The 12,934-nt window shown below is 42.3% G+C and carries 12 protein-coding genes; all 12 read left to right on the top strand.

Features of this window, described 5'->3' with window-relative positions:
- Nucleotides 1–18 precede the first annotated feature (18 nt).
- Nucleotides 19–786: a hypothetical protein gene (locus GT641_RS00950; RefSeq protein ID WP_161116613.1), complete on the top strand. Its 768-nt coding sequence runs from the start codon at nucleotides 19–21 to the stop codon at nucleotides 784–786.
- A gap of 708 nt (nucleotides 787–1,494) precedes the next feature.
- On the top strand, nucleotides 1,495–1,932 hold the full coding sequence (locus GT641_RS00955) for an Rrf2 family transcriptional regulator (RefSeq protein ID WP_161116666.1): 438 nt from the start codon (nucleotides 1,495–1,497) through the stop codon (nucleotides 1,930–1,932).
- Nucleotides 1,933–2,591: 659 nt separating this feature from the next.
- Nucleotides 2,592–3,605, top strand: coding sequence for a stage III sporulation protein AA (spoIIIAA, locus tag GT641_RS00960; RefSeq protein ID WP_008401464.1), 1,014 nt, complete (start codon nucleotides 2,592–2,594; stop codon nucleotides 3,603–3,605).
- Between the two features lie 18 nt (nucleotides 3,606–3,623).
- Nucleotides 3,624–4,151 (top strand): stage III sporulation protein AB, encoded by a 528-nt coding sequence (locus GT641_RS00965; RefSeq protein WP_044945296.1) that lies wholly within the window; start codon nucleotides 3,624–3,626, stop codon nucleotides 4,149–4,151.
- Nucleotides 4,152–4,166: 15 nt separating this feature from the next.
- Entirely contained in the window at nucleotides 4,167–4,367 is a 201-nt protein-coding gene (gene spoIIIAC / locus GT641_RS00970) for a stage III sporulation protein AC (RefSeq protein WP_008401466.1), read from the top strand.
- A 12-nt stretch (nucleotides 4,368–4,379) separates the two neighbouring features.
- Nucleotides 4,380–4,766 carry a SpoIIIAC/SpoIIIAD family protein gene (locus GT641_RS00975; RefSeq protein ID WP_021944766.1) on the top strand — a complete coding sequence of 129 codons (387 nt, stop codon included), beginning with the start codon at nucleotides 4,380–4,382 and terminating at the stop codon, nucleotides 4,764–4,766.
- Nucleotides 4,767–4,770: 4 nt separating this feature from the next.
- Nucleotides 4,771–6,039: a stage III sporulation protein AE gene (locus tag GT641_RS00980; RefSeq protein ID WP_161116614.1), complete on the top strand. Its 1,269-nt coding sequence runs from the start codon at nucleotides 4,771–4,773 to the stop codon at nucleotides 6,037–6,039.
- Between the two features lie 72 nt (nucleotides 6,040–6,111).
- The gene (locus GT641_RS00985) at nucleotides 6,112–6,597 is read left to right on the top strand and encodes a stage III sporulation protein AF (protein ID WP_161116615.1); all 486 of its coding nucleotides are present in this window, start codon (nucleotides 6,112–6,114) and stop codon (nucleotides 6,595–6,597) included.
- A gap of 45 nt (nucleotides 6,598–6,642) precedes the next feature.
- Nucleotides 6,643–7,296, top strand: a complete 654-nt coding sequence (locus tag GT641_RS00990) for a hypothetical protein (RefSeq protein WP_161116616.1) — start codon at nucleotides 6,643–6,645, stop codon at nucleotides 7,294–7,296.
- A gap of 16 nt (nucleotides 7,297–7,312) precedes the next feature.
- Entirely contained in the window at nucleotides 7,313–8,038 is a 726-nt protein-coding gene (locus GT641_RS00995) for a SpoIIIAH-like family protein (protein WP_161116617.1), read from the top strand.
- A 710-nt stretch (nucleotides 8,039–8,748) separates the two neighbouring features.
- Complete coding sequence (locus tag GT641_RS01000) at nucleotides 8,749–10,809, top strand: Ig-like domain-containing protein (RefSeq protein WP_161116618.1); 2,061 nt, start codon at nucleotides 8,749–8,751, stop codon at nucleotides 10,807–10,809.
- Between the two features lie 46 nt (nucleotides 10,810–10,855).
- On the top strand, nucleotides 10,856–12,931 hold the full coding sequence (locus GT641_RS01005) for an Ig-like domain-containing protein (protein ID WP_161116619.1): 2,076 nt from the start codon (nucleotides 10,856–10,858) through the stop codon (nucleotides 12,929–12,931).
- Nucleotides 12,932–12,934 lie beyond the last annotated feature (3 nt).

Genomic DNA, 12,934 nt, shown 5'->3' on the forward strand with positions numbered 1-12,934 from the left:
TGCAGGAGGATTTTAAACATGAGAAAGAATATAACGCAATCAGGAAAAATCGTGACAGCAGTACTTGCAGCAACGCTTGCAGCCGGTTTGCTGGCTGGATGTAATGGTGAAAGATCAAAGTCGACAGAAAAGACGAAAGGAACAACGGAGGTATCAACCGAAGTAACAACAGAGAAGACAGAAGCCCAGACAACAGAGGCAGTCAGCACAGAAGCCGAGACTGAGGCACAGACAACAGAGGCGGCTTCTTCTGAAGAAGATACCGGTACAACAAAGGCTGAAGCTTCTACAACGGAAGCACAGTCGGAAGATGTGTCATCTCTGCCGGGTACTTATCCGATGGATATGGTATTTAGCAGTGGAGCCGGTGGGTGGAGTACAACGCTCACGTTATCTGAGGATGGATCATTTACGGGAGCATTTTCCGATTCGGAAATGGGAGAAAGAGATGAGAATGATTATCCAAATGGAACGGTGTATTTCTGTAATTTCAGCGGACAGTTTGCAAATATCAAAAAAGTAAATGATTATACATATTCTATGACGCTTGACAGCGTTGTTATCGATAAAGAAGCAGACCGAATAGAAGATGGTATCCGTTATAAAGAAGGAGAGCCATCCGGCATGGACAGCGGAACAGAGATTTATTTCTATACTCCGGATGCACCTGTCTCAGAATTGCCTGACGGATTCTTGTCCTGGTGGCAGACTCGTTCTACTGATGCAACTACGCTTGGATGTTATGGAATCTATAATAAGTCCGCTGATGCCGGATTCTTCCAGTAAACCGGCAGAAAATTCGAAAGAAGCGATCAATAACAAAGAACACATGAATTAAATAGTAAAAAGGAAAAGGCTTTGCCGGGAACAAGATAATTTCTGAAGAATAGTTTTCAGGATATGAGTTGTTTCGACAAAGTCTTTTTTATTTAAAATAATTGGCTGAGTTTAAAAATTATTGAGAAAATGTATTGATGGGAAGATATTGGTAATATATAATCAGCTCATAAAGTTAAAACGTATTAAACCTATGAGATAAGTAGAGATTAAGACATAGGAGGTTCGATCATGACATATGAAAACAGTAAGATAAACAGAAAATATGATATGGGAATGTGTTGTTGCTGTTGTCAGACTGTATGGATGAATACGGTTTATTTTTCATATGCATGATAGACGATAGATTGAGATTATGATAAGTGAGCAAGGCAGTTGTCTACATGCATAAGACAGCTGCCTTTTCTTTGTGACAATGAGAAAATGCAGCATTTGACGTGGATTATTCAGTGGAAGATGCATTAAAGCAGATAATATTTTATTACAACCGGATAGATCGCCATAAAAAATAATTTTGTACTTGATAAATCCTATAGAAATTGTGTACTATAATACAAACGAGAATTTATCATGTTTGCAGAAAAAATAGATGAGATTCAGATGATGTATAGAAGTATGGAATCATTTGAATCAGATAACAACGACAGGGAGGTCAAGATGAAGATATCAACAAAAGGAAGATATGCGATAAAACTGATGTTGGATCTGGCCACCTATTATAATGGTGAGCCGGTTAAGATAAAGGATATTGCAAGAAGACAGCATATTTCAGACAAATATCTGGAGCAGATCGTTGCAATATTAAATAAGGCATCACTGGTAAAAAGTGTCCGTGGAGCGCGTGGAGGATACATGTTATATGCTTCACCGGAGAATTATACGGTGAGGCAGATATTAGAAACGGTAGAAGGAAGTCTGACACCGGCAGACTGCGTAGGCGATAACGCAGCCTACTGCGAAAACAGAAGTATGTGTGTCAGCGTACTGATCTGGGAGAAACTCGATCAGGCAATACAGGATGTATTAGAGGGCATCACATTAGACGATCTCGTCGATTGGCAGAACAACCTGATGGTAGACCAGTACGTCATTTAATATATGATAGACATTTGCGAAATCCATGGAGCAGATAATGATTAAGCATCTTGACTTACCAAAACAGGGGCATTTGAGTCCGCCGGTTCTTAGGTGGTGCGCAAGCAGCATCTTAGTACCGCTGCAGGACTCAACGAGCGGAAGCGTCCCCTGGTTGGTAATGTCAAAGGTGATTAATCATTGTGATATAGATATAGTTACAAATGTCCAATAATTAAAGAGAGGTAGCAAACATGGCAAACGTTCAATATTCCGGTGTGCGTGAGAGCAGACCCGGCAGGGTCAACGACCTTGGCACGACAGGAAAAGAAGTAGAAGAAAATTACAAAAAGGGTGCCTGAAGCGAGCAGATCGAAGCTTTGCACAGGGCTGCGAGGGATGTACGATCATGGTGCCGATCCATTGTGAGGGCTTCATGTCCAAGATCTGCACATCGAGTTTTGATGCCACATTTCACTCTGAAAATTCAGAAAGAAATGTGGTATTTTTTTGTTCTAAATTTCATTTGTCATGCATACATTATAACTATCAGAAGTGTGTAACATCCTACTTTAGGTATCAGATCATATCAGAAAAGCAGATGCTTTTCGAGTATTGGCAGATGATGGAACTGACAGGTGAAAATGGTTACAGATGACATATGCATGAGGTGAATCGGTTTGGAAAAAAGCAGAGAGAATGAAATATTGAAGATATTATCCGTAGCGTTAAGGAGAATATTTTCGAGTGAGATATATGATTATAACAAGCTTCAGGAGATAAGGCTTAGGATGAATGAACCCTTGATCGTGATCTATGATAATCGGGAATATTTTGTGACGGAGAAGGGAAAGCGAACCACAGAATGTAAGAAAGCATATATGGTAGCACCTGCCGATATAAGGGAAACGCTGGAATATATCAGTAACTATTCACTCTATGCATATGAGGATGAGATCCGGCAGGGATTTATAACGATTCAAGGGGGACATCGTGTAGGGCTTGCAGGAAAAGTCATTCTGGAATCTGGAATGATCAAGAGTGTCAGACATATATCATTTATCAATATCCGTTTGTCACATCAGGTTAAGGGATGCTGTAAGAAGGTTCTTCCGTACATAATAAATGGAAATGAGACATTTCATACACTGATCATTTCCCCACCGCGATGTGGCAAAACCACACTTCTTAGAGATATGATCCGGATGTTGTCGGATGGATTTCCAGGATTCAAAGGAAATACTATCGGTGTCGTAGATGAACGATCTGAGATCGGAGCCTGTTATAAAGGCGTACCACAAAATGATATCGGCATACGGACGGATATTCTTGACTGTTGTCCAAAATCATATGGAATGCTGATGCTGATCCGTTCGATGTCACCGCAGATCATAGCGGTGGATGAGATTGGCAGCCGCGATGATATCGATGCGATCTACAGCGTGATCAACTGCGGCTGTAAGCTGATCGCAACCGTACATGGCAATTCCATTGATGATATCAGGAATCGTCCGGGACTACGGAAGCTGGTCGATGAGAGGGTATTTGAACGATATATCGTGCTGAGCAATCGCAAACGGACAGGAGAGATCCGGACGATATTTGACGATCGGGGAAGTGTTCTCTTTATGGCAGAGGATGAACGTCTGACATCGGCATATGAAAATGAAGCGGCTGTAGCAGAACTGTCATAAGTGCAGGGAGGCGTACATATGTTATATATAAAGATTCTTGGAATGCTTCTGGTGGTCACAGCTTCCTATGGGATAGGAAAGACGATAGGAGTTTATCAGAACCGGCGCGTGGAAGATATCTACGAGCTTCTGATATTTGTCCGGATGGCAAATGGGCATCTGGCATACAGTGCATCGGAGATCACCGAGATCATTCGGGAAGGATCGGATAAAGCAGGGGGAAGGATCGGAGACTGGCTTGCCGGGCTGGCTTTGCAGTTTCGGACGGAAGAATATGCTTCTTCTTTTGAGCAGATCTGGACAGGCAGTATCGGAAGTCTGATGGAATACAGCTATCTGACGGATGCACAGATCGGTGCGGTAAAAGAGCTTGGGAAATGGCTGTGTTATATGGATATCGATATGCAGATCAGGAATCTGAAGCTGTGGGAGCAGAACATGCAGACAGAGTATGAAGAACAAAAGGACAGAGCACACAGGATAAATAAAGTATCCAGGTCACTTGGATTACTCGGAGGGATCTTTTTGATAATACTGATAGGGTAAGGGTGGCAGGAGCTTATGACGATACAGTTATTATTGAAAATAGGTGCGGTAGGAATCCTTGTAGCACTGTTGAATCAGATATTAAAGCATTCGGGGAAGGACGAGCTGGCATTCCTGCTGAATCTGGCAGGACTTATCCTTGTACTTTCGTGGATCATTCCATATATCGTAGAATTCTTTAATGACATTATGAAGCTTGTAAATATCGGTGGATAGGGGAGAAAAGGCATGAGTCTTGTTACGGTATGTATGGCATCGGTTCTGGTCGTTTTAGTAGCGATAAAACTAAAGAAAATGAATGCAGAATACAGCACGCTCTTAAGTATTGGAGCGTGTTTATTTATTGTCAGCTTTATCATAGGAAGACTTGGAAATGTACTGGATTCCATCGACCGCATCACCGGGTACATCAATATCAATATGGAGTATATATCAATCCTGCTTAAGATGCTTGGCATTTCCTATATCTGTGAATTTGCGACAAATATCTGTAAGGATGCAGGCTATGGAGCGATCGCTTCGCATATTGAGCTTGCCGGACGGGTGACAATGGTGGTGATGAGTTTGCCGATCTTGTTCCATGTGATCGATATGGTTGTTCGTCTGATGGGGTAGAACTATGAGAGGACAAAAAGCGAAAATGATTATAGCAGGCATTGTGGCAGGACTGATCTTAATCGCAGTGGTGTTATTTGCCGGGAAGAAGCAGAAAACGTTTGCTATGCAGGAATCGGGTAATGGAAGATCACCCGGGTTTGTCCCAGAACTTATAAATACCGAACCGGGAGAGTTTGCTGGATATCGAAGATCGGATATGAAAATGGCAGATGTGGATACAGATATATCGGATGTTGATGAGACGGATCTGGGACTTGATGAAAACGCTTTTGACGAAATGGACATGTTGACAGAAGAACAGGCAGGACTCTCTTTTCGGGAGGTCGTATCCTATATCCGAAACGGAGACCTTCAGGGGCTTCTTGACTACAGTCTGGAAACAATACAGCAGACACTTACAGGGGAGATAAAAAGCAATAACCGCCTGCTCCTTCAGCTTCTTGCCGTTGTCATTCTTGGTTCGGTGTTCACGAACCTGTCCGGAAAGTTTGGAAAGATGGTAGGTGGAAACGGCTTCTTCGTCACCTATCTGATGGTGGTATCCATCCTGCTCGGAATGTTTGCGGTCGTTTCCGATATAGCGGTGTCGGCAGTCTCGGATCTTACGGATCTGATGATCACCTTTATACCTGCTTATACGTTGGCTGTCTCCTATACAAATGGTGCAGGCACGGCGGAATTTACCTATCAGATCACGGTGCTGATCATTTTCCTGTGCGAGAAGGTGATCGTTCAGATCGTATTTCCGCTTACCAAATGCAGTGGCGTGGTCGGACTTGTGAATAAGTTAAATGCCGAGGATCATTTTTCAAGGACGGTTACGTTATTAAGGAATATTGCAGGATGGATCCTGAAAACCATGTTTGCAGTCGTAACCGGAATGAATGTGATAAAGGGACTGATCGTTCCATCAGTGGATAAGCTGGAGAGAAATGCCGTCTTAAAAGCTTTCGGTATGCTGCCGGGTGGAAATACAGTTAAGAATGTTTCGGATATCCTGCTCGGTTCGGGGATGGTTTTAAAAAATGCGATTGGGATTGCGGGTGCAGTCGTCGTATTGCTGGCGGTGCTTCTGCCGGTTACCAAGATCGCAGTGATCTATCTGACTCTCCGTATCGTATCTGCATTTGTGCAGCCCTTGGGAGATAAACGGTTTTCCGACGGCATTAACATTATGGCACAGACCATCGGACTGATGCTGCGTGGCATCTGGTGTGCTTCCTTTTTATTTATCATCTCCCTCACACTCATGACGTTGCTTGCGAGGTGAAAAGCTGGTTATGCATGTCCATCCGGGGACATGCATAATCGTTTTTCAGAAATTGGTGGAAAGGAGTGCTGGATGTTGTTAGCTTGGATAAAAAATATCGTGCTTTTTATATTGTTTTCTTCTCTGGTATTTTTCTTGCTTCCGGATGAGAAATACAGGAAATACATGCAGACGGCGGTTGGTTTTGTACTGGCGATCATAGTTCTGACGCCTGTATTAAGTGCGGGAGGGTTAAATGATATTTTGAGCTTTGACTATTATTATGAATCCGTTGCAGGGGCACCAGGAAATGGAGATGTCACATATTATACAGATGTCATGGAGACGATGATCAAAGATCATTTGCGCGATACATTCCAACTGGACAGCAAGGTAGCGATCACCTTTGATGAGAATTACACGATCACAGCGGTTGAGGTTGATGTTGTCTCTACAACATCAGACAGTGCAGCAGATACAATCGTGGATGCGGCAAATCTCCGTCAGGAGATCGCAAAAGAGTATAAGATCAGTGAGGACAGGATCAAAGTATTTGTAGATGGATATCAGGCAAAATAACATGTACTAAAAGTGGACATGTTACATATAATGGAGTGAGAGAGCATGGAAGGAATATGGAATAACATCAAACAAAAGCTGCAGGAACTGAAAAAAGACAAAAATGCGGCGCTTCGAAAGTGCTTGGGAATTTTGCTTGCAGGTATTTGTCTGCTGGTCATTCTCTGGCCGTCTGATAAGGAAAACGGATTTTCCGGACTTGATGCTTTAACCGGAACGAAGCAGGATAAAACGTCCGGTGGAGTGACCGGAAAACAACAGAATGGAGAGTCTGCTTCGGACAATGGACAGGGAAGTGCGGATGCGACCTTATCGGCAAACAGCAGTTATGAAGATTATATAGCATTTCAGGAGGAGAAGCTGCGGGGGATATTGTCTCAGGTGAAGGGCGTTGGAACGGTAAGTGTCATGATCACATTAAAAGATGGAGGCGAGAAGATCATAGAAAAAGATGTGACGAAGTCCGATAGTGAGTCAGATGGCAGCAGTCAGAAGAGCAGGAGTGAGACTTCTGTTATGACAAATGCAGACAGCGGCGAATATCCCTATGTGAGCAAAACACTGGAGCCGGAGATTGAAGGCGTTCTGGTCAGCTGTACAGGTGCTTCCGATCCGACTGTTGCGATGAAAATTACCGAAGCGGTTCAGGCATTATTTGATGTTCCGGCGCATAAGATAGTTGTATTAGAACAAGAATAAAGCATGGAGGATATGGATGAAGAAAAAGATCTTTAAGAAAAACCGTCTGGTGATACTTGCCCTGTCGGTTATGATCGGAGTTGCAGGCTATCTGAATTTCAATGCAGGGAAAAGAGACGACCTGTTGCGCCAAAAGGCAAAGGAGACAAATGCGGATGCCGAAGTTATCAGCTATGACAACGATAAAGCGGATGCTGCGGAAGATGGACTTACAGATCAGGCCGACAAAGAAACGATGGGCACTTCTGACAATACAGAAGTGGGAGAAGCTGCATCAGAGAATACCGATACTACATATCTGGAACAGGCAGCTCTTGAAGAAAATGTAGAACTGAACAGTGATGAGGAGGATATCGGAGAAGCTGTTCTTACAAGTGCTCAAACCATGAAAAGTAATCTTGCGACTGCAAAGCTGAACCGGGAGCAGAGCCGCGCAAGAAGCAAAGAAGCATTGCTTGCGATCATCAATGATGAAACGATGGACAGTGCAGCAAAAGATGAAGCAGTAAACAGCTATGTAAAACTTACCGATACGATCGAGAAAGAAACAGATGCAGAAACCGTCCTGACAGCAAAAGGCTATACCGACTGCATCGTAACCGTAAATGATGATACCGTCGATGTTACACTTCCTGTTGCAACACTGTCCGATACAGAACGGGCACAGGTGGAAGACATCGTAACCAGAAAAACCGGCTACGACGTATCCCAGCTTGTAATAACAATTGCCGAAGATAAGTAGGAATACACCTGCTGGGTCTATGACATAAATATGATGCCCTCTATAAATGACTTGCTGCGCTTTCGACTCAAAGCACATGTCTTATTTGTAAATACTCCTGTGCCAACTCGCCTTCGGCTCAAACAGGCACCCGTATTTACTGACAATGTGCTTTTTCAGTCGAAATGCTCGCAAATGTCATATTATAAAGGGCATCATATTTTTATGTTATAAAGCCCAGCAGGTGTAATTATGATTGCCTTCGTGATGTAATTACAAGTTGTGATATGTCACAACGGAAAATAAATAAGTGAGATTAAATTTAAAGATTTGGAGCTTATATATTTTATATAGAAATTAACAGGCGCTACAACAAACACCGGATACACATTGTAAGATGACATCCGCGAGCATTTCGACAAGAGAAGTAAATTGCCTGTAAATACGAGTGCCTGTTTGAGCCGTAGGCGAGTTGGCACAGGAGTATTTACATATAGGGCATTTACTTCGGATCGAAAGCGCAGCAAGTCATTTATAATGTGTATCCGGTGCTTGCTGCAGTGCCGTTCATTTGGTGTAAAATTGCACAAAAACAACTGGATATTTTGTATAAATAGAATGTGTTACCTTGTTTTTATGTAGGGCGTCAGATATAATTAAGCTATATGTCTATATAGCAGAAAAAGACGTAGAATTACATAAAAAACAAGTTTTTTTACAGGGAGGTATGAATGAAAAACGGAAGAACAACAATGATAAAAAGGTTTTTTGCCTTGGTTCTGGCATTTGCGGTAGCTGTCTCGATCCTGACAGTGCCGGTACAGGAATCGTATGCAGCCGGTGGCAAAGTAAAAACGGTGGCAGTCACAAACCTGCCGGCAAAACAGCTTACACTCAAAAAGGGTAAGTCATTTACTCTGAAAACGAAAGTAAGCGTTTCCGGTAAAAAGGTATCAAAAGCAGTTACCTATAAGACCAGTAACAAGAAAGTTGCTACTGTTAATGCAAAGGGTAAGATCACGGCGAAGAAAAAAGGAACCGCTACGATCACCATTTACTCTAAAGCAGATAAGAAAAAGACGTGTAAGATCAAGGTAACAGTCGGAACGCCTGTTACAAAGGTGAAACTGAATAAGACAAAGGCGAATTTAAATGTTGGTAAATCATTGACATTAAAGACAACCCTTTCACCGAAGAAACCAAGCAATAAGGGAATCATTTGGAAAAGTTCAAACACCAAGATAGCAACCATTACGAGCAAAGGTGTTGTAAAGGCAAAGAAAGCCGGAACGGTTAAGATCACAGCAACAGCAAAGGACGGCTCCGGTAAGAAAGCCACCTGTAAGATTACAGTGAAGAAAGCAGATTCGATCATACCAATCCCGACACCGGAAGAACCACTGATCGTTAAGAGCCTGAATATAGCACAGCCGGATATGTTAACCATTACATTAACAAAGCAGGCAGCACTCACGGCTTCGGACTTTCAGGTATGGGCAAAGAAATATGAAAGTGCAGACTATCTGAAACAGTATACGATCGGACAGATAACAACAACGGATTCGCTTACTTATAAGATTAAGCTTACAGGAGATTCGGTGTTACAGAAAAACTCCTATATAAAAGTAGTAGTTCCAAAATTAAATCTGTCAAGAGAATGTATCTATCGGGAGAAAACTTATACGATAGAAAAATCAGAAACATATGTATACAAACTCGGAGCTTCCGTCGATGAGAGCCGGGTACTTGGAAAGGGCTATTCCAATTGCTCTGTCAGCGGACTGCCGGCAGGGGTTAGATATCAGATCAAGACAGCTGCTGCCACATGTACACTTAAATTTAACGGTAATGTGACAAAGAAAGGAAAATATACAAGCAAATTAGTCTATGAAGATGAACTTGGTAACAAATTCAGTATGACTATCATCTGGCTGGTTTATGATGGAACGGAATTGCTTGTAAAGGATGCAGAAAAGGTTCTGACAACTGCGTGGGGAACTACGCTTCCACAGCTTGCGGTATATGGCGGAAACGGAACTTCTACAAGTGATTACACATATGAGCTTCTACAAGAAGGCAGTGACAGCGCTGCATTAGCAGTTTCTTCACTTATCAACGGTGGAGCTGGGATACAGGTATCATCCCCAAAACTGTCAACCGGAACCTACAAGCTTCGTATCCGTGCAACAGATAAGACAGACACTTCTATGACAAGCACAGGAACTCTTACACTAAAAATTATAGAAGGCGGTTATTTACAGGGTAAAGTAAAAGATGCAAATGGCGATCCACTGACCAGTTTTCAATTCACTATGAAGAACCAAAATGAATATGCCGAGTATACGGATGAGGTAAGCGGCAGATGGAATGGTGTTAGTAAGGATGGAGTCATTTTAATGGATGATCTGGAAGCTGGTACTTATGATGTTGCGGTATCCAGTTATAGTGGAACAGTAGGTACTACTGTTTATAATCTGAAGACTCAGAAAGCGGCATATGGAACAGATGATGTGCATCCGGTCTGGTCATTTGATGTCACACTCCCGGTATATAAGGTTACTATAGAGCTGGACCCGGATGTGCCGGATGCAGTGAAAAATATAACCGGTTTTGGCAATTGGCAGGATGTTTCGGATGGAAGTTATTATGGATCGACCAAAACCGTTTATCTGGAAAATGGAACTCATCATTTAACCTGTCGAAAGAGTATAAGTGGTGTAATTTATAATTTTTATCTGGATGTGACGGTGAATGGAAGCAATACGACCGCATATGCATATGTCAAGGAATAAGATTCGGATGAGAACAGATAAGGGAATCAACAGAAGGAGAGTATAGATGAAAGAAAGACGAAATATTTTGTCTGTGAGAAGATTTCTGGCATGGGTGATAGCAATAGCAGTTGCAGTATCCATTCTGACTGTTCCACAGACAGAGAGCTATGCAGCCAGTGGTAAGATCAAAACCGTAGCGGTTACGAATCTGCCGGCAAAGCAGCTTACATTGAAAAAGGGCAAAACTTTTACATTAAAGACGAAGGTAACAACGACCGGTAAGATATCAAAGAAAGTCACATTTAAAACAAGCAATAAAAAGATCGTGACTGTAAATACCAAGGGGAAGATCACAGCGAAGAAAAAAGGAACCGCCAGGATCTATGTTATTTCCAAAGCAGATAAGAAGAAAAAATGTACGATCACGGTTACGGTCGGTACCCCGGTTACCAAGGTGAAGTTAAATAAGACAAAGGCAAACTTAAATGTTGGTAAATCACTGACCTTAAAGACAACCCTTTCACCAAAGAAACCAAGCAATAAAGGAATCATTTGGAAAAGTTCAAATACCAAGGTTGCAACCGTTACAAGCAAAGGTGTCGTAAAGGCAAAGAAAGCGGGAACCGTTACGATCACAGCGACAGCAAAGGATGGTTCCGGTAAGAAAGCAGCCTGTAGGATCACTGTGAAGAAAGCGGCGGTGACTCCGGTTGTTCCGGAAGTACCGGTTGTGATCCAGAACGTGAGTATTGTGAATAAAGCAGTGCTTCAGGTGACATTAAATAAAGCAAAAGTATTACAGACATCGGATTTCGCGGTATCCAGTAAGGTATATGGATACGGAAGCTTTGTAAGAAAATGTGTGATCGATCATCTGGAAACAACAGATAACATTACATATAAGCTTTATCTGGACAAACAGGATATTTTTTATAATGGAGATATTGTTCAGGTTTCTGTTCCGACATTAAACAGTACAAAAGAACTGACATATCGGACAAAGCCGACAGAGATAACAATAAGATCGGAAGTACGACGTAAGAAAGGAACAGTGGTAGGGACCAGTTCCTCAGATACTTCAGGAGTTTATGATCCGGATGTACAGGGCTATGCAGTATATACAGTAAGCAATCTTCCAACCGGTCTTTCGTATAAGGTGGTAGATGACGCAGACCAATCCGGTTATCTGCAGTTTTATGGTACCTTGAAAGAGACAGGAATCTGGGAGACAAAGGTTGATGTCGTAGATGAATTGGGAAATAAGATTCATTATATCAAGGTATGGAAAGTATATGATGAAAGGGCAGTCATAGCACAGGATGTTACAAAATATGGATGTCTGAGTTTTCCAACTCCAAACAAACCAAATAGAACTTATACAGTAAAGTATGGAGCACAGATAAGTCCTATTGGTGGAAGTGGCAATTACAAATATGAAGTTGTGTCAAAAGCAGATTGTCTGGATTTGGTGATGTCAAAAACCGGAGTACAGTATTGTTCGATTGATACAGATCAAGCTGGTGAATATACCATGAAGGTAAAGATCACTGACAGTCTGAATGTCAATGTTTTCACATACTGCACAGTGACCTTTATTATAAAACCGGGAGTCCTGCTCCAGATTACAGCTACCGATCTGGATGGGAATAAGATCAAATATACCGGTATAGATACTTATTTGTGCAGACTTGAATCCCAGTGGAAGGATAATTCATACAGTGATATCAGCTATGCACGAGAGGTCGGGGAGATTAGCGATGGAATGGCAATGTACAGCTATGTACCGGAAGGAGTCTATGATATCTCGATTGAGGATGAAAGAGGCGGAACAGGAGCCTATGCAAGTGATTACTATGTAAGTGCTGCAGCTACGAATGAAGTTACGTTTGCTCTTCCTGTATATCAGCAGACTGTCGTATCGGATAATACGGATTTTGCAGATCTTAGCCAGATGGGAGAGTGGACGGATGAGAATGGAGTTGTACAGGGCAAAGGCGGATACCTCTATCTGGCGGTTGGTAATTATACACTGACCGGTACCGCGGAGAAAGATGGTGTGACTTATCAGGCAACTCTTAAGATATCAGTTACGGATACTACACGGGCTGCAATGGTAACCGCCCATGTAGTGGCTCAATAAATA

The sequence above is a fragment of the Clostridium sp. BIOML-A1 genome (genome assembly GCF_009874105.1).
GTDB lineage: Bacteria > Bacillota > Clostridia > Lachnospirales > Lachnospiraceae > Coprococcus.